Below are 18,991 nucleotides of genomic sequence, written 5' to 3' on the forward strand. Positions count from 1 at the left end.
ATTCGGACATTCAAAACGATCTTGCGACGCATCCACAGTTTCGAGTATGACCCTCCCCGCCCGGGAGGACTCGAACGTGTCGCGAGCAAGTCGCTTGAACATTTTGCTCACACTCATGGCATTCCTGATGCCACTGTTGGTTGGGAATGCGCTGTTCGCTGGTGATTTGGACAACGTTCGGGAGTCGGCCAAAGGGAGCAACTCGAAGAAGGCGGCTGCTACTGATGACGACGGCGACGACGACGATCGCCCGAAGAAGAAACGGAAGCGTCGCCGCCATAATGATTACTGCGACGATGAAGATGATGCCATTGTCTCCTTCTCGGGGATGGTCTTTTTCTATGCCGTCGCTTCTCCCTGGGTTGTCCCTCCTGCCATGCTTGGCGATGACTATGTCGACGTCGTTCAGTTTTCAGATTTCCCATACGACAATGGTCACAACGGTTTCCTGGAACTTGTGACCCTCGACGAGACTGCCCAGAACACGAACTCATTTCGTTTGACGACCGAGTATGGGACCGATTTCTCCGGTCTGGAGCGTTTCGGCGGACGCTTACAGCTGGACAATATCTCTCGATTGGGTTTGGACACCGAGTGGAATTATTGGCAAGAAAATGTGACCGGCAGCCGTCACGATACGTTGTGGACCGGCGATGCAAATCTGGTCTTTCGTTTCGCTCAAAATGAACATGCTCAGTTCTACACGGGGCTTGGGCTCAACTGGCTGAGCGGTGGGCAAACGGACGTTGGCTTCAACTTTACGTACGGCTTCGACTGGTTTCCGACGGAACCGTTTGTCATACGTAGCGTTCTCGATGCAGGAACCATCGGGGATGCAGATTTGTATCATTCCAAGACAACACTGGGCCTCGTCTACGAGCATGTCGAGATCTTCACTGGCTACGACATCTTGCACATCGGTGACACAAACCTGCAAGGTCTCATTGGCGGCGTCACATTCTGGTGGTGAACAAACGGTCTCGTTTTCGCAGGGAACGCCAACTTCGCAGGTGTGAAGTTAGTAAGAATAGGGCCAGTTTCTCTAAGATTGAGGTCCGACCTGCTGGAAAGAAATGCAAGTCCTCACTGGAATCGCAGGCTCCAATACGTTGGGAAATCGCTTCAGACTTGTTAGACTCCGCGAATCAAGACTGCTATCAATTGTTTGGTGGAGGTCAAGTTTTTATTGCATCGAGAGGAGCACATTAACAATGTCATTCCAAGTTGGTGAAGCCCTGGTGGGCGAAGGTAATGAAGTTTCGCACATCGATTTGATCATCGGTGACAAAAGTGGTCCTGCTGGAATCGCATTTGCCAATGCACTTTCAACACAATCGCAAGGTCATAGCAACTTGCTGGCTGTGCTCGAACCAAATCTGGCTGTGAAACCAGCAACAGTGATGGTCACCAAAGTGACAATCAAAGGTGCAAAGCAAGCAGTCCAAATGTTCGGCCCTGCTCAACGTGCAGTTGCCGATGCAGTCGCAGAATGCGTCGCTGAAGGGACAATTCCGAAAGACCAGGCTGAAAAGTTGTGCATCATTTGTGGTGTCTTCATTCACTGGGAAGCGAACGACGATCAAAAGATTTATCAGTACAATTACGAAGCAACTAAGCTCTCCATCGAAAGAGCAATGAAGAACGAGCCAAGTGCCGAAGAGATGGTCGCCAAGAAGGATACTTCAGCTCATCCATTCTTTGCAAAGAGCTAATCTCCTCCATTACAAAGATCACTCACTCCCGGGGTTTTCTGGTTCGGGAGACGATATTTCGCACCCCCGATTTCTGATCGGGGGTGTTTTCGTTAGGATACTTCAGAGCCAGTCCGAAAACTTGCGGAATGGTATTCTTCTCAGTCTTTGAGAGAGTCAACTCAGGTTTCAGGATCAGTTCAAATCATTACGACCAATTCTTTTCGGATCACTCTCAGATGAAAAAGATTCTTATTCAGCTCGACACTGACTCTCTTCCATCCTCGTTCGATCGGGTTGTGGCCATCGACAGCGGTGTGGATGAACTCTTCAGCTATGGAGGTGTGACTCCTGAAAACGTCGAACCGCTCATTCATGGTGCGATCTTTACTCGCGGTGCGGAAGAGCTCAGAAACACAGCGATCTTTATCAGTGGCAGTAATGTTGAAGCAGGAGAACGGCTCCTCGCAAAGATTCAAGACACCTTCTTCGGCCCGATGCGGGTCTCGGTAATGATTGATTCTAACGGTTCCAATACGACAGCCGCCGCCGCGGTCCGATGTGCGTCGAAGCACCTCGATTTCCATACAACTGAAGCACTCATCCTTGGTGGAACTGGTCCAGTCGGTCATCGCTGTGCGCAAATCCTTGCAGCTCAGGGAGCAACAGTCCGCATCGCCTCTCGCAGCGAAGAGCGTGCTCAAGTCACCTGTGCAGAAATTCGACACGCTGTCCCCGAGGCGAAAGTGGTCCCTTGCGAGTTCTCAGATGAGGGAGTTGCAGCCGCTGTCGACGGTATCAATCTCATCATTGCAGCCGGCGCTGCAGGCGTTCAGTTCCTCACGGGTGAGGAAGTCGAAGGGATCGAAACGTTGAAAGTCGCCATCGATGTCAACGCTGTCCCACCTGTCGGCCTGGAAGGCATCAGTCCCACCGATAATGCAGTCGAGATTAACGGCGCGACCAGCTACGGTGCTTTTGGTGTTGGCGGCTTGAAAATGAAAACTCACCGAGCCGCGGTCGAAAAACTCTTCACCTCAAACGATCAAGTTCTCAATGCGGCAGAGATTTACAACATCGCCGGAAGCGTTTAAAGCATTTCAGTGCTTCTTCTTTCTCACGAAGATCGCTTTCACGACTTCGTTCACGACTTCGATTGAATAGAACATCTTTCGAATTGGTTTTCAGGTTCTGCCTCGTGGCGAACAGTATTTCTACTAGAGAAATGCGTTCTTCACGGGCACACGGTAGAGCAAACTGCTCTAGGTGATCACGTGTCGCCGTGGGATTCGTTGCAGACTTCCCACCGGGGATTTCGAAGACTGCTGTTAAAGAGAGCTTGAGGCAACACGATTAAAAGATGCCAGGGGTTTATTCTTCAAGAGTTGGGAACGAAGGCCCTCTCGCTCGATTTCCTGACTGAAGATGAGGTGGAAACGCTTGAGTTGGGATGTCTTGATCAATGACGAGGATGAGCGTTTTGAGGCAATCAAAAGTTGAGTACAAAAAAAAGCCTCCGGTCATCGACTGGAGGCTTTTTGTTTTTATCAGTGAATCTGCGGGTGTTTATTTTTTATAACTCGTCGCTGGCACAAACCCATTCGTCGAGGGAAGATTTGTAGCTGAGTACTTCTTCGGCTTGGAAGTAGATGCCGATTTCTCGCAGGGCGGCTTCGGGACCATCGCTGCCGTGGATGAGATTGACCTGTCGGGAGAGTCCGAAGTCGCCTCGGATTGTCCCGGGGGCAGATTCGCGACCGTTGGTTTTTCCCATCATTCCACGGACGACGCTGACCGCTTCTGGACCTTCCACGACGATCGCGACGACTGGGCCTGAGGTAATGAACTCTTCGAGCATCGGGTAGAACGGTTTTTCAACGTGCTCTTCGTAATGTTGTGCTGCGAGCTCTTTGGTCACTTGCAACATTTTCATTGCAATGAGTTTGAGTCCTTTGTTTTCGAGGCGAGAGATGATCTCACCACAAAGGCGACGCTGCACGGCGTCAGGCTTCAGCAGGATCAGTGATTTTTCGAGTGCCATCTTAAAGGGTCCGAAGTGTCTGTTTGTGTTTTGAAAACTAGAGCAATTTGCTCTCTCGTCTACCCATGTAGAACGCGTTTACCAGTAAAATTGCTGTTCGCCACCAGGGAGAACGTGAAACCAATTCAAAAAATGCAATTCAATGTGTTCGTTCTGGCTGATCACTTCGCTGATCTTGAAAACGCCGGCAATCTGGGAGCGAAAACAGGGCTGGAGAAAGTGTTGCGGTTCGCTGAGAGTGCAGCCACTTGTCCAGATTTCCTGAGAGTGGATTAGTTCGCCATCATCTTGCGGAACTCATTGAACAAGTAGTGGCTGTCATGAGGTCCCGCTGACGCTTCAGGGTGGTATTGAACTCCGAACGCTCCGTAACCTTTGTGGCGGATACCCTCGACGGTCTGGTCATTCAGGTTGATGTGAGTGACCTCAGTCCCTTCTGCCAGCGTTTCGCCAGAGAGAGCAAATCCATGGTTTTGTGATGTGATTTCAACTCGACCAGTCTCCTTGTTGAGAACTGGCTGGTTGGCTCCCCGGTGTCCAAATTTTAATTTGAAGATCTCACCACCCAAAGCCAATCCGAGAAGTTGGTGTCCCAGGCAGATCCCGAAAATCGGTTTTTTGCCGAGCAAGTCGCGAATCGTTCCGACAGCGTAGTCGAGAGGTCGCGGATCACCGGGACCATTGGAGAGAAACACACCATCGGGCTTGTGAGCGAGAACTTCTTCAGCGGTCGCTGTCCCAGGGACGACGGTCACCTGACAGCCCATCTGTTTCAAGTGTCGCGGAATGTTCCATTTCATACCATAGTCGATGGCGACGACATGGAAGGCCTTGTCACCTTCTTTGGATTGATGAATCGAGGGAGTCACCTGGTCCAGCAACATGTCGTGCAGCCCGGTTGGCCAATCCGCATCCGATTCCGGCATCACGTCTTTGATGAGATCCTGCCCAACGATGTCCGGGCTTTGCTGTGCTTTGGCGACGAGTGAGGCGTCATCAAGATCGACCGTGGAGAGAACTCCGGTCATCGCACCTTCAGTTCGAATTCTCCGAACCAGTGCTCGAGTGTCGATTCCTTCGATTCCAATCACATTGTTTGCACGCAGGTAATCATCGAGCGATTGAGTTGATCGGAAGTTGCTTGGCTCACGGCAGAGTTCCTTGCAAACGAAACCACGAAGGGAGAGTCGACCACTTTCGACATCGTCAGTATTGATGCCGTAATTCCCGATGAGCGGGTAGGTCATTGTGACAATCTGCCCATTGTAGGACGGATCGGTCAGGATTTCCTGATATCCCGTTAAGCTCGTGTTGAAAACGACTTCACCGAAGTATTCTCCTTCGGCACCAAAGCGAGTCCCTGTAAAGACGGTTCCATCCGAAAGAGCAAGTTTGGCTGTCTGGGTATTTGAAATCGGGTTGTTCGCAGGCTGGTTCATAGTACAGGTACTGTTGGGGTCCGTGATATGACGTTTTTACCAGACTCAGGAGATGGGGAAAAGGATGCGTCACCTTGAATCATGGCGTAATTCCCAAAACTTCGTGATCGATGAGTGTTTACCGAATTATTGCCCCTGTTGTCGGCTCGTATCGATGGCTGTTGTTGCAATCTCCATTGTGGTCTGAAATTTCGGGAGAACAAAAAATGGATCACTTCGAGAGCATTATTTGTACGCTCCTGGAATCGAAAAATTACTGGGTTCGACAATCCTTCAAGGTCGAAATCTCCAAGGAAGACAAACGCGAAATTGGAAAACATTCGATTCCCCGCCCAGAGATCGACTTGCTCGGGTTCAACTTGTCGGAAAATCGAGTTTTGGCCCTCGAGGTCAAATCGTTTTTCGATTCTTACGGCGTTCGGTTTAATGCTCTGCAGGAGGAGTTTGCCATCCCGCAAGGAAAATACAAGCTATTCACCTGTTCAAGTTACCGGAAGATCGTTATTCGTAAACTGAAGCAGCAACTCATCGAATCGGGAATGGCAAATACCGAAACGCGGATTCAGCTTGGTCTGGCGGCTGGGAATGTCTGCCGCAACCAGGAAGAAGAAGTTCGAGAGCATTTGAATTCGCAGGGCTTCGTCTTTTGGTCGCCCAGAGAGATTAAACGGATGGTTGAAAAGCTTGCGAGTCAGGGCTACGAGAATAATGCAGCTGTCATCACTGCGAAAATTTTGATGCGTTCCTGAGCCACCCGGGCCTCGTCCATTCTTGATTGTGGGGACCTGATCTGTTCACCGTTCGGTTTTGATAATCCTCTTCCACTGCTGAATCGGTTCATCCAATTTGTGATCACGAATTTGATTGAGTGTGACACTTCCCGGAGACCCGCCACTGTGACACTTTCGTCAGAAATCGGTCGCCATGAAATCAAACAAATTCTGGCGTCTTGTTCTGTGAGTGCGTGTAAGTTGCTAAACTCAAGTGGTTTATGGAATTCGAAGAGGCGGGGTGTGATGCTGCTCGGTTAGATTTGCCTAATTCGGCTGATACTATTAGAATCTTTTGGAGTAGCAGAACCAATCGCTGGGCTCTCTTGTCTCGATTGATGATGCAACTAGCATGATACATGCAACAGCCGAAGTGGCGGAATGGCAGACGCGCTGGATTCAAAATCCAGTGAGGTAACACTCATGTGGGTTCGAGTCCCACCTTCGGTATTAACTTTTGGGAATACCCCAAACAATCTCAACAAGCCCCGCTGACCGCAACAAAAAAGCAGTCGCCGGGGCTTTCTCTTTAGCCACTTGGGGGCTGGTATGTTGCTTCAAACATGCTGAACGAATGTTACATTCATCCCAGTGGACCCCGACACCGTGCTAAAAAACGTTACCACCAACGTTACCTCTACTCGGATAAACTCCGTCAATTCTCAGGGTTTGTGAAGGTCAGAATCGGTGGAGACATCACTGAGCGTGTCTCTCAAAATGTCCCAATAATTCAGAGACCGCAATGTTTGAGACACTTCTGGGACACGGCAGCAGTCAGGTGTGCAATAAGTTACGTCATGATGACCCAGAACTGCTGTGCGTGAATGGAAGAGTTCCATCGGGAAATACACCGACAAAAATCTGAAAGAGCTGCCAGATCTGTTAGCAACCGAACACGAGTTCAACAAACAACGCAGTCATAACAGTCCTGTGCTCTTCCTTCTTCGATCTTCACGAAACAGGCGCCTGATTCTCCCACCAGAAAAACATAGTGAGCAAAGTCCGCTCCAGCGTGCAGAATTGGAGCGGTTTGGTGAGAGAACGTTTCGCGATCACGTGGCGCCCTTGTTATGCAGTTTGCGGCGGGATCAAAGCACGACGGTGTCGCGATGTCATCGAAAATTTCGAGATCTATGTCTCGGACGGCGACTGCAATTTCATCGATAATCATCGATAATCATCGAATGTCCAGACGTCCAACAAATTCGCAGGTGCTCCTTGAGCTATTGCAGGAAGTGCATAGCATCTCCTGTTCGCCAACGATTATCATCACTTCTCAGTCCCGGATTATCATGTTTGCCTCAACGACCTTGCTCCGAACATTGCATTGATCCGCCGGATGAAACGCAGCAGACACGCAAGATCTATCTCATGGCCATCAGCGGAGTCACGAATATGATGATGAAGAAACCAACTCAAACGCTCATTTGCGTTGCGGCCGCGACGCTGGCGGCTGCCGCATGTGCGGTCACGACTGCTCAAGAAAACAAGCCGACGCCGGGCTACAACTACAAGATCCCCCAAAAAATCATGACGCCTGACGAGGTCGAGACCTCGATTGGGAGGCTCGAGTTCTTCGACGGCATGCCCACCGAGGAGACCGTCGACAAGCTCTACGACCACCTGCTCAAGATGAGGGGCGTCGAGACCTTCCTCAACGGAATTCCTGCGACCTCGATCGAGGGTCTCCGTCTGGGGCACATCGAACTTGGCATCGAGTCATCGAACCATGCGATGCTCTTCGACGAACTGATGGACTCGGCCGGGCTGTTCCTCACGGGAAACACGGACACGGTGTATTGTTCTTTGTTTCTCAACTTAAAACGTGACGGTGCCACTGTCGTCGAGATTCCGGCGAGCTGCGGTCCTGGGACTGTAAACGATGCTTACTTCCGTTTCGTCGTTGACATGGGCATTCCCGGACCCGATCGCGGACAGGGCGGGAAATACCTCATACTGCCGCCGGACTATGAGGGGGATCTCCATGGTCCGATCGGTGGTGAAAAAGCGACCATCGATGGCGTGGACTACTTCGTGGTACGGTCGCCCAGTTTCGTCAACTGGGTCATCCTCCGCGGCTTTCTTGTGGACGGCAAGCCCGACGCCTCCGCCGAGATGTTCAGGAACGGGTTGAAAGTTTACCCGCTTGCCCGCAAGACCAACCCACCCGAGATGCGTTTTACGAGTGCTTCAGGGGTTCCATTTAACACGATTCATGCCAACAACTTTAAGTTCTATGAAGAACTGCATACCGTGATCGAGCGCGAGCCGATCGGGCTGCTTGATCCGGAGCTGCGTGGTTTGTTCGCCTCGGTTGGCATCCAGAAGGGCCAGCCTTTCGAACCGACCGACCACGAGAAGAAGATCCTCACCGATGCCGTCGCGATCGGCAACGCCACCGCGCGGGCGATCTCCTTCCGGCCCCGTCTCGAAGGAGCCGACATTTATCCGGACAGCGCCTGGAAGACGGCATTCGTCGGCGGCAGCTACGAATGGTTGAAGGACAGGGGCGACGGCGGGCGCAATCTCGATGCCCGGACGTTCTTCTTCTACATCGCGACAGTCAATACGCCAGCCATGGTGCTCAAGATGGTCGGCAAGGGGTCGCAGTACGCTCTTGCTGCCACCGACGCCGAAGGCGACTATCTGGACGGTTCCAAAACCTATAAGCTTACTATCCCCGCCGATGTTCCGGCGAAGGATTTTTGGTCGGTCGTAGTCTACGATCCGCAGACGCGATCCGAACTGCAGACCGATCAGGAATTCCCCAGCAAGAACAGCAAACGCAGCGATCTAACCGCCAATGCTGATGGCTCAATTGATCTTTATTTCGGTCCCGAAGCTCCCGAGGGCAAGAAGACCAACTGGATTCAGACCGTCCCCGGCAAGGGATGGTTCACATTGCTCCGTCTTTACGGCCCACTTGAGCCCTGGTTCGACAAGTCCTGGCGACCGGGAGAAATCGAACTCATGAAGGATGCTTTGTGATCGTTGCCTCTGAATCGTTCGAATGATCTCAGAAGTAGCGTAACGGCGTCGAGAATGGTCGGCGCGAAATCGCCACTACGCGCTCATGTCGGACCGTCCTTTGTCACGAATAATCCCGCGCACGATCTGCTCCGACCAATGTGGACGGAGCAGATCGTGGATATGGCAGTTCGTTCCCTAGGGGCAGATTGGAATTTCGGAACTCCTGTTGAGTTTCCATTGAATCACATGTTACCTCCGGCGTTACCACGACAACACTTCAGTGTGCGATTGACTGCGTCATGACCGCTGTCAAACGAGTACTGACAACCGGATTCAAAATCCAGTGAGGTAACACTCATGTGGGTTCGAGTCCCACCTTCGGTACTTCTCTTAAATGGCTTGTAGCCAACGAATAACGCCAAACACCCGGTCAGTGGTGTTTGGCGTTTTTTCGTATGCATTGATCAGATGTGCACTGGCTGTGCGAATCCGTACCAGTTCTATGCAGAGTGCGGTTTACTTGAGTTCGGTAGGTTCCTCACTTCTCGTTGAGCTTCTTTTGCTCTACAGGCACCAGCGGTGGATCATACGGGTGTAGATGTCGGTCCCCCGGTCGAACTCTTTGAGGTCGAGGTATTCGTCGTGAGTGTGTGCTTGAGCAATGTTCCCGGGGCCCATCACCACGGCTCGTTCGAGTTCGTAATACCAGGCACCGTCGGTGCCGTAGGAAACGGTTCGCGGTGTTTTGTTCTCAGCGAGTTCCAGACATTCCTGAACGTACTCAGCGTTGGGGTCGATGTAGAATGGGTTTGCTCTGAAGCGGACATCGAATTCGAGCCCGTTGGACTCGGCAGCGTTTTGAATCCGTTCGAAAATTGGCTCAGCATCGATTCCCGGCATACGTCGATAGTAGATCGTGCAAATACTTTGGGGCGGCGTAATGTTGATTGCTCCCGTGTGATCGTTGATCCCGATGTTCATTGTCATCGTGGGAGGCGTGAATTCTTCGTTTTGCCACTTCGGGTCCGATTCCAACTCGTCGTTGAGAGCTTTCATCTCAGCCAGAAACGGAATCATTTTCCAGTTGGCGTTGGTTCCTTCCTTGGTACTTGAGTGAGCGGCACGACCTTTGGAGGTCACTACGATTGAGCAGCCTCCTTTGTGACCGTGAACAACATCAAGCATGGTCGGTTCACCGATAATCGCACGCGCCTGGCCGGCGACCATTTCACGGTACATGGAAGAGTTCTTGACAACTTGCTCTGCTCCGCGCATTCCGACTTCTTCATCAGCTGTGCAGCAGAAGTAAACTGGTGCAGTCAATTGTTTGTCTTTGACCGATTCCATCGCTGCCAGAAAGCAGGCGACGGAACCTTTCATGTCGGTTGTTCCTCGGCCGAACAATTTGCCATCTTTGATCGTCGGTTCGAACGGACCATGTTCATCGAAGACCCAGGTCGTCGCGGGGACGACATCTGAATGGCCAAAGTAAGCCAGGCCACCCTCACCGGAGCCAATTTTTCCGAGGATGTTCGATTTGCTGACACCATTGGCGTCGATGTAATCAACTCGTTCCACCTCGCAGCCGAGTTGTTTCAGCCAGTCCTCAATCTGATTTGTTACTTCAACATTTGATTTTGAAGAAACAGAGTCGAAAGCGACCATTGATTGTGTGTATTCCAGCGCAGATGGCATTGTGAGTCCTTTGCCCAGTATTGATAGAGTTTGGGGTTGATCAGGTTGATGTCGTGCTATTCTCTCGACTCTGCTTCGATTGTGCCAGTCAATAAATCAATCAGAATCTGGTTGGGAGTTTCGCTCATTGATGGTCATCGAAATGACCTCTCTCGTTCTCAGAAGTAGCGACCGACTGCCACTTTCGGCTGAGGAAGGACTTCCAAGGGAGATTCCGGTTCGTCTGTGTAATTTTGTGGACGTGCCCAGAGGTTTCATTTGAGTTAGAATCGTTGTGAGATGTCCAATCGTCGTCAGAAACGGCTTGGCAGATCACGTTTCACGAACACGCCTTTACCACTTACAGCTGAATCAGCAGAGCGCCTCGCGCAGGTCGCGACAGGAATTGATTGCCATGAAGAACTCAGATGTTGCTCGACACTTTGAAGAAATCGGGGATCTGCTGGAAATTCAGGGAGCGAATTCATTTCGAGTTCGGGCTTATCGAAACGGGTCGCGAACGATCGAGGATCTGGCGGAGCCGATTGCCAGTATCGCTGCCGAAGGAGAAAAGGCCCTCGTCGAACTTCCGGGGATCGGGAAGGATATCGCTGCCAAAATTGTCGTCCTGCTGGAAACCGGAACAACTCCTCAGCTGGAACAACTGCGAGAAGAAGTTCCGCCCGGTGTAGTGCAAATGCTGAGGATTCAGGGACTCGGTCCCAAGAAAGTGAAAGCGCTCTTTAAAGAGCTTGAGGTGACTTCGCTGGAGGAATTGAAAGCTGCGGCCGAATCAGGCGCAGTTGCTGAACTCAAAGGGTTCGGAAAGAAAACAGCCCAGACAATTCTGGACGGGATCGAACATGTCGAGCAGGCGGGAAACCGGTATTTTATCTCCGAAGCACTCGTCCCCGCAGAGTTGATTGTTGAAGATCTGTTGAAGCTGAATTCCGTCACACAGGCATCGATCGCCGGGAGCGCGCGACGTCGAAAGGAGACCTGTGGCGATCTCGACCTTTTGGCGACATCATCCAATTCGGCGGAGGCGATGGAGTTGCTGGCTAAGCATGAACTGGTCGAGAAAGTCCTTGCACAGGGAGACACCAAACAGCGAGTGCGGTTGCGGTCAGGGATCGAAATGGATTTGCGGGTGGTTCCAGATGAATCGTACGGAGCTGCAATGCAGTATTTCACTGGCTCGAAAGAACATAACATCGTCATCCGTCAACGAGCACAAAAACGTGGACTGCGTTTGAACGAATACGGAATCTTCAAGGACGAGGAACTCATTGCCGGGAAGACTGAAGAAGAGATTTACAAAGCGGTCGATTTACCCTGGATTCCGCCTGAGTTGCGAGAGAATCGGGGTGAAATTGAACAGGCTGAAGAGGGTCAGTTGCCGAACTTGTTGGAGCTCAAGGACATCAAAGGTGATTTGCACATGCACACCACTGCAACCGATGGGACGGCGAGTATTCGTGAAATGGCTGAGGCGGCTCGCGAGCGTGGGTTGAAGTACATTGCGATTACCGATCACTCAAAGCGTGTCACGATGGCGAATGGGCTCGATGCCGATCGCTTGCGTAAGCACTGGGCAGAGATTCGGAAGATACGCGAAGAGTTCTCAGACATCGAGATTTTGTGCGGAATCGAATGCGATATCCTCGAAGATGCCGAACTGGATTTGCCGGACGATGTCCTCTCGGAAGGTGACTGGGTGATCGCTGTGCTGCATTATGGGCTGAAGCAACCGGGTGAGCAGATCATGAAACGATTACTCAACGCGGTGAAGAATCCATACGTCTGTGCGATTGGACATCCCTCGGGAAGAATTGTCGGTCGGCGACCGGGAGCAGACATTCACTATCCCGATTTATTTAAGGCAGCTGCCGATCACGGCGTTTTCATGGAGATCAATGCGCATCCATCGCGTCTTGACTTGGACGACATACAAGCCGCGGCGGCCAAAGATCACGGAATTCCCATTGTGATCAATACCGATGCTCACTCCACGACTGGCTTCGATGTGATGAAGTACGGAGTGTATCAGGCGCGCCGAGCCGGATTGGAAAAGAAAGATGTTGCGAATACGCGGACCTTCAAGCAATTCAAAAAAATGCTGCGAACGAGTTCGTGATTTTAGAGCATCTTTCGAATAGGTTTACAGGTTCTGCCTCGTGGCGAACAGCATTTTCATTAGAGAAATGCGTTCTTCACGGGCACACGGTAGAGCAAACTGCTCTAGAGCATCTTTCGAATTGGTTTGCAGGTTCTGCCTCGTAGCAAGCAGTCTATGAATTCATCAATGTAAGCTTCGCAGGCGCGGCAAGCATTAAAAGACATTGAAAATGCGCTGCTGCAGTGTCCGGCGAAATCCGTACTTACTCGCGGGCCTGGAAGATGAGAGCGATTTCCTGTTCCTCATCAATGATGCGGGAATGGACTTTGATGGTATCTTTGACTTCTGCAAAGCTTGCTCCGGGGACGCGAATAAGAATCTCCGCTGTTCCATCGATCACCGGCAAACGATGAGTCGGTCGGGCTTTGACTAATTCTCCATTTGCTCGGAAGTAGTAGGCGTCATCAGGAATGATTTGTCGATAACCATCTGTTCCGATGACGGTCCCTTCGAAGTCAGACAGGCGAACGAATTTTTTCGTTTTGGGAGTCTTCACGCGAATGACGATGGAATAATCTTGTCGAACTTTTGGGAACCCTCCCGGGTCTCCATGGCGTATCTGGCCATTCACTTTTCCGGCCAAAATCGGCCAGGGCCAAACTGAGAAGCTGCCTGCTTTGATGGCATTTTCGGGCTCAGCGACACGGCCGCCTCCAGCCTCTCCACCCGAGCCGGTTCCATCGCCGTCGCTTTCAACGGTTGTTTGATTATCCAGCTTGGGCTGAGGAAGGAAGTTGTAATCGCTGTTCAGGATGGGATCGAGCAACGCCTGCTGAACCTGGTCCTGCGAACTTTTCTCTTCAGGCATCGCGATCAGTGTATCGAGCGGAGCGTCAAAGATGACTTGCTCCTCGTTCGCTGTGTTCTCCATCAATGTCGTGAATCCGTCGTCCGTCTCGAGCGAATGCAGAATCGGTATTGAAAGCATCGCCAGCAGGATGATGTGGAGAACGAAAGAAATCGCGTAGCCAGCACCCTCGTTGCCGTTGAACTGATCGACAGCTCTTTCCCACCAGTTATTGCTGGGAGGGAGAACTTCTAAAGCTTTCGGTCGCTGCGCTGTCGCCTGTGTATCTTCCTCCTTGAAGTCGTCGTTGCGACGCTTCTTTGGTGGAGGAGGAACTGGAATGCGGGTCGACATTGTGAAAACTGGTGAGTTATGAACGAACTTGAAGAGTGCCGACAGCAGACATCGCTGCAGCTCTCCTCAATTATCACTCGATCGGGCCATTCTGACAACATTGATCAGAGATCGCCCTGGAATTAAATCCCCGTGAGGACGACCTCGTCAAGTCAGGTTTTCGGCTCTCTGTGCAGACAATTTGCCTCGTTGGCTGTAGCTTTCGGGAGGAAAATTCAGCGGGATCCTCCAATTTTTTCTGTTTAAGGTTCCGACAGGCGTCCCCTGCTCTGGCAATTTTTGCGGAGACTCCCTGAGCTGGTAAATCGGGGGAGACTGGAGCCGTAGCGACTTTTACTGGTCGTCCGTTTTCTTCTCATCGAGTGGACGAACCCAGATTTCACGGAAGTAGACAGTGCTCTCAGGATCGTGTGCCTGCAGTGCGAAAGTTCCGTGGTCAATTTTCCGTCCCGAGAACTTGGGGTGTTTGTAATTTGACGGTTCGGTATATGTGACAACGGTTTTGTCGTTCACTTTGATTGTGACTCGGTTCCCTTTGACGGTGATGAGTTCGGTGTAAAACACATTGTCGGTAACGTCTGTTTCGGTCACATCTTTGACGGTGAACAGGCTTCCGGTTTTGTTTTGATTTTTGTGTGTGCTGTTCACCTGCACTTCATGCCCAACTTCGGGGAATCCTTCTTCCTGGTATTCTGTGTGGAAGTAAATCCCGCCATTCGATCCCGGGGTGGTCATGACGTACACAAGGAGTTCAAAGTCTTTGAAGTCAGCACCGTTCACTTCACCGGTGTAGAAGAGGTGCGATTGATCGCTGGTCGCCTGCGCCTTGATCATGCCGTTGACGACTTCAAAGGAGTCACTCGGAGTGCTTGCCTTCCAGCCGTCGAGGTTGCGTCGATTAAAGAGTGGAATCCACCCCTCTTTCCTCATCGCTGTGTCGTAATACTCAACGTGAGACGGAGCTGGGAACTGTCGGATTCCACTGACCCGGTGGTAGGTTTCAAAGACATCTCCCCCGTCAAGAATACGCGGATCTTTGGTTTTGATCAGGTAATCTTCGAATTGTTGTGTGAGCTGCTTTTCTGTCTCAGCGAAGCCCTCCGTCCCGGCGAGATTGTTGAGGCAGGCGGGGTCCTTTTCCATGTCGAAAATCTCCACGGCAGGTCGCTTTTGAGTCGCCCAGTCAAAGTACTTGACGATTTCTGGATCGGTTTTGTTTTCAATTAAATATGACAAGCTCGGGCAGGCGTCGATGTCGTGATAGCCACCATCTTGCGGACCCAGACCTCCATTTTCATCGAGCTTTCTTGGTGATCCAGCTGGCCAGCGATCCGGGCGAAAGTTTCGGATGTACAGATGCTGCTTAGTCCGCATCGATCGTTGCGGGTACGCCAGGTTTAAATATCGCGAAGAAGAATGGCGCTCCCGACCAGAGAAGACCGCTGTGCGTGTGGAGTCGACAGTCCCTTCTTTTTCGGACTTCAGGATGTTGACCAAACTCTTTCCAGGAAGAGAGGGCTCCTCGCTGGGAGGAGCGACTTTCGTCGCGTCGTAAATTGTGGCGGTCAAATCAACAAAGCCAACCAGATCATCCGACGTTCGACCTGCTGCGATTTCGCTTCCCCAGCGAATTGCCAACGGGACATGGACGCCGTACTCGTAACAGTTTGCCTTCGCTCGCGGAAATGCCATTCCGTTATCGGAGGTTACTATCACAAGTGTGTTTTCAAGTTCACCAGCTTCTTCAAGCTGATCGAGAATTTTTCCTAAGTGCTGGTCAAACCATTCTATTTCGACTGCGTAATCGAGTAAGTCAGATCGAATTTCGGGGCGATCCGGCAAGAACGCTGGGACTTCAACATCTTCCAGATTCTTACCGGATTTCAGACCAGAGCCTTTTTGAAAGGCGCGGTGTGGTTCGTGCGCTCCGTACCAGAAACAGAATGGTTGGTCTTCAGGTTTTTGACTCAGAAATTCTGCGAAGTTTGCAGCGTAGTCGTTCCCGCTGATTTTCTTAAAAGGGGCAGTTGTTTTCTTTTGATCAAACGATGGACCAGCCGGATTCTGTTTCCATCCAGCTGTTTCGAAGTCCCCTGGTCCCCATCCTTTTCCGGTGAGGCCGACAAAGTATCCGTTCTCACCCAGCACTTCAGGGAATGTTTGATACTTCTTGGGAAACAGGCTGGCATGTGTCCCGGCGTGCTCAATTTGCCAGTGATGCTTTCCAGTGAGAAACGCAGCTCGGGATGGGCTGCATCCGGGAGAGGCTGCATAGGCATTGTTGAAGAGGACGCCTTCTTTGGCGACTCGATCAAAAGCGGGAGTCTTCACAAACCTGGAGCCATAAGCCGATGTGTGCGGCCAGGATTGATCGTCGCTGATGGCGATCAAAATGTTCGGACGCTTTTCTGCATACGCAGAAGCGAACGGAGCTTGGAATAGGAAGATTACGACGAAAAGCCATCTCATGAGGTCGAACCTGATTTTGATGTTCTGCAAACGCCTGTCTTGCAGTATCTGAAAGATTGAGAAGCTTGAACAAAACTAATGAAACCGTGTTGATTCCATTTGTGTTCAATGACTCATCAAATATTGTTAGATCGAATCGATTCCGCATCACGGCATTGGAAGCGAACTTCACCATCCACAATGGTGTATTTTACTCGAGCGGTGACAACCATGTCATCGAAAGGATTGTTTCGGCTTTTGGATTGGAACTGATCGGTTTTAATCGACCATGTCTCATCAGGAGCGATGATAGTCACATCCGCAACGGACCCCGGCCGAATTGTTCCAGCATCGAGTCCTAGAAGTGTGGCAGGTCCATGGGTCAATTTGCAAATCAATTGCGACCAGGTGAGGTGCCCCGGCTCAATGAGCGTCTTCACGCATAACGGGAGAAGCGTTTCCAGACCCGCAATTCCAAACGGAGCATTGTCGATCTCAAGACTCTTCTTCTCTTCGGAAAGAGGTTGGTGATCAGACGAAATACAGCTGATTGTTCCGTCAACAAGACCTTCAATGAGTGCCTGGCGATGCTCTTCTGTTCGGATTGGGGGATCGACTTTGTAGTTTGTATCGTAGTCGACTAAGCACTCGTCTGTGAGGAGCAGATGATGCGGAGAGACATCGGCGGAGACCTGAATCCCTCGCGAAATAGCCTGTCGGATTTCTTCAACACTTCGTTTCGAAGAGATCGACATAATGTGGACACGGCCGTTGGAGGTCTCTGCGAGTGCGATATCGCGCCGCACCATGATCTCTTCTGCAGCTGCCGGCATCCCACGCAGCCCTAAGACTGTCGACTGGAACCCCTCGTGCATCTGCCCCCCTTGCACAAGTTCCGGGACCTGCGCGTGGTTGAAAATTGCGCGATTCCACATGCTTGTGTATTGTAAGGCGCGACGCATGATTTCAGGATTCGAAATCGGCCGCTTCCCATCAGAGAAAGCAACGGCACCGCCATCGATTAACTGGCCGATCTCTGCCAACTCTTCGCCGGCATGATTCTTTGTGACTGCCCCAATGGGCACGACTCGGCATTGAGCTGCTCGGTCTGATTGCCGCACGACGAATTCTGCTGAGGCTCGGCTGTCAACAACAGGAAAGGTATCAGGAAGGTCGGCAACGGTTGTGAAGCCGCCTGCGAGCGCGGCTGTCGCTCCTGTTTCGATCGTCTCGTCTTCTTCGAAACCAGGCTCGCGAAAACTGACATGACAATCGATCAGTCCGGGAGAGACAATCATCCCTGTCGCGTCGATTTCGCGATCAGCTGCGAAGTCTGCCCCGAACTCTTTTTCGTCGACAACGAGGCCATCGATGATCAGTAAGTCTTGCTGGGCATCGAGTTTATTCGAGGGATCGATCACTCTGCCGTTCTTGATCCGCAAACTACTCATTGAATCACCGATTTTCGCTCTTGGGTTTGAGCGAGTAAATGCAAACAGGCCATTCGTACAAACAGTCCGTTTGTCACCTGATGCAGAATTTGCGAGTGTTTTCCGTCCGCCACATCGGGGGTGATTTCCACACCACGATTGATCGGCCCCGGTGCTAAAATTAGAACGTCTTCTTTTGATTTTTGAAGACGTTTCTTGTTCATTCCAAACAGGTGGGCATACTCAGCGATCGATGGAAAGAATGCTCCTCGCTGACGTTCGAACTGGACTCTCAGCAAGTTAATGACATCCGATTCAGCCAGGACATCATCGAATCGATGTGCGACGGTCACTCCCAATTGTTCAATTTCAGCTGGGATCAAAGTTGGTGGACCGCAAACGATCACCTTCGCGCCGAGTTTCTGGAGTCCCCAAATATTCGAACGGGCAACACGTGAGTGTTTGATATCGCCGACAAGTGTGACGGTTTTTCCTTCAAGGGTGCCGAGCTTCTCCCGCATTGTGAAAATATCGAGAAGCCCCTGCGTGGGGTGTTCGTGCGTTCCATCACCCGCGTTCAGGACACCTGATTTCAAGTGTCGAGAGAGGAGTTCCGGTGCGCCGGGAGAGCTGTGCCTGACGACCATCAAGTCAACACCCATTGACTCAATCGTTAACGCGGTATCGATGAAGGTTTCACCCTTAGAGAGGCTACTGCCACTGGCGGTGAAGTCGACCGTATCTGCACTGAGACGCTTGGCTGCCAGGCTGAAACTGGTTTTTGTTCGGGTCGACGGTTCGAAAAAGAGATTCGCGACGACAATCCCATTGAGATGGGGCAGCTTTGATCTGGTGACTTGAAGAGTTTTGAACTCAGCTGCATGATCAAGAATGAGTTCGATTTCTTCTCGATCAAGTTTCTCCAAGCCCAATAAATGACGTCGCTTCCAGTTTCCAATCGGGACAGAACTTGTAGGGGAGGCAGCCATTATAGAGAGTGTTATTCATGTAAGAGGCATGATTTCGCTTCATCTTACTCATCTCGATTCGAATCGGCAAACGAGTCACTCAAGTGAGAATTCGATAATTTCATTTCTGGCAGTGGAAAGAGATGAGCTGCGTGACAGGGCTGATCTATCAAGCTGAATCCCCTGAAATCGACGCTGTCCCTTGGTGATTCCATTACGAGAGAACTTTTCTCATAAGAA

At 51.2% G+C, this 18,991-nt stretch carries 13 protein-coding genes and 1 tRNA gene; 7 read left to right on the forward strand and 7 right to left on the reverse strand.

All coding sequences use genetic code 11. The annotated features are described in order from the left end of the window. Positions 1 to 76: 76 nt before the first annotated feature. From ACN0YR_RS08295 to ACN0YR_RS08305, 3 genes are all read left to right on the forward strand, one after another. Entirely contained in the window at positions 77 to 970 is an 894-nt protein-coding gene (locus ACN0YR_RS08295) for a hypothetical protein (protein ID WP_417848737.1), read from the forward strand. 241 nt (positions 971 to 1,211) lie between these two features. Further along, on the forward strand, positions 1,212 to 1,712 hold the full coding sequence (gene fae / locus ACN0YR_RS08300) for a formaldehyde-activating enzyme (protein ID WP_417848738.1): 501 nt from the start codon (positions 1,212 to 1,214) through the stop codon (positions 1,710 to 1,712). Positions 1,713 to 1,930: 218 nt separating this feature from the next. Further along, complete coding sequence (locus ACN0YR_RS08305; protein ID WP_417848739.1) at positions 1,931 to 2,785, forward strand: NADP-dependent methylenetetrahydromethanopterin/methylenetetrahydrofolate dehydrogenase; 855 nt, start codon at positions 1,931 to 1,933, stop codon at positions 2,783 to 2,785. Between the two features lie 479 nt (positions 2,786 to 3,264). Here ACN0YR_RS08305 and ndk read toward each other — a convergent pair whose 3' ends face one another. Further along, complete coding sequence (ndk, locus tag ACN0YR_RS08310) at positions 3,265 to 3,732, reverse strand: nucleoside-diphosphate kinase (protein WP_417848740.1); 468 nt, start codon at positions 3,730 to 3,732, stop codon at positions 3,265 to 3,267. 272 nt (positions 3,733 to 4,004) lie between these two features. Beyond that, complete coding sequence (gene carA, locus ACN0YR_RS08315) at positions 4,005 to 5,171, reverse strand: glutamine-hydrolyzing carbamoyl-phosphate synthase small subunit (RefSeq protein WP_417848741.1); 1,167 nt, start codon at positions 5,169 to 5,171, stop codon at positions 4,005 to 4,007. Positions 5,172 to 5,281: 110 nt separating this feature from the next. Here carA and ACN0YR_RS08320 point away from each other — a divergent pair, with 110 nt between their 5' ends. From ACN0YR_RS08320 to ACN0YR_RS08330, 3 genes are all read left to right on the forward strand, one after another. After that, on the forward strand, positions 5,282 to 5,920 hold the full coding sequence (locus ACN0YR_RS08320; protein WP_417848742.1) for a hypothetical protein: 639 nt from the start codon (positions 5,282 to 5,284) through the stop codon (positions 5,918 to 5,920). Between the two features lie 388 nt (positions 5,921 to 6,308). Next, positions 6,309 to 6,391: transfer RNA gene (locus tag ACN0YR_RS08325), tRNA-Leu, on the forward strand. A 948-nt stretch (positions 6,392 to 7,339) separates the two neighbouring features. After that, entirely contained in the window at positions 7,340 to 8,929 is a 1,590-nt protein-coding gene (locus ACN0YR_RS08330) for a DUF1254 domain-containing protein (RefSeq protein ID WP_417848894.1), read from the forward strand. A gap of 546 nt (positions 8,930 to 9,475) precedes the next feature. Here ACN0YR_RS08330 and ACN0YR_RS08335 read toward each other — a convergent pair. Beyond that, a complete protein-coding gene (locus ACN0YR_RS08335) occupies positions 9,476 to 10,606 on the reverse strand; it encodes a M20 family metallopeptidase (protein WP_417848743.1) in 1,131 nt (376 codons plus the stop codon). A 394-nt stretch (positions 10,607 to 11,000) separates the two neighbouring features. On the opposite strand from ACN0YR_RS08335, the gene polX reads away from it, so the two are divergent. Then, complete coding sequence (polX, locus tag ACN0YR_RS08340; protein ID WP_417848744.1) at positions 11,001 to 12,722, forward strand: DNA polymerase/3'-5' exonuclease PolX; 1,722 nt, start codon at positions 11,001 to 11,003, stop codon at positions 12,720 to 12,722. A gap of 244 nt (positions 12,723 to 12,966) precedes the next feature. On the opposite strand, the gene ACN0YR_RS08345 is transcribed toward polX, so the two are convergent. The 4 genes from ACN0YR_RS08345 to ACN0YR_RS08360 all read right to left on the reverse strand — a co-directional run bounded on the left by ACN0YR_RS08345 (position 12,967) and on the right by ACN0YR_RS08360 (position 18,772). Beyond that, positions 12,967 to 13,905, reverse strand: a complete 939-nt coding sequence (locus ACN0YR_RS08345; protein WP_417848745.1) for a hypothetical protein — start codon at positions 13,903 to 13,905, stop codon at positions 12,967 to 12,969. Between the two features lie 333 nt (positions 13,906 to 14,238). Beyond that, positions 14,239 to 16,374, reverse strand: coding sequence for a sulfatase-like hydrolase/transferase (locus ACN0YR_RS08350; RefSeq protein ID WP_417848746.1), 2,136 nt, complete (start codon positions 16,372 to 16,374; stop codon positions 14,239 to 14,241). A gap of 116 nt (positions 16,375 to 16,490) precedes the next feature. Then, on the reverse strand, positions 16,491 to 17,804 hold the full coding sequence (locus tag ACN0YR_RS08355; RefSeq protein WP_417848747.1) for a dihydroorotase: 1,314 nt from the start codon (positions 17,802 to 17,804) through the stop codon (positions 16,491 to 16,493). Further along, positions 17,801 to 18,772 (reverse strand): aspartate carbamoyltransferase catalytic subunit, encoded by a 972-nt coding sequence (locus ACN0YR_RS08360; protein ID WP_417848748.1) that lies wholly within the window; start codon positions 18,770 to 18,772, stop codon positions 17,801 to 17,803. The genes ACN0YR_RS08355 and ACN0YR_RS08360 overlap by 4 nt, the downstream gene beginning before the upstream one ends. Between the last annotated feature and the right edge of the window lie 219 nt (positions 18,773 to 18,991).

Origin of the sequence: Thalassoglobus sp., assembly GCF_048270125.1 — a bacterium.
Taxonomy (GTDB): domain Bacteria; phylum Planctomycetota; class Planctomycetia; order Planctomycetales; family Planctomycetaceae; genus Thalassoglobus.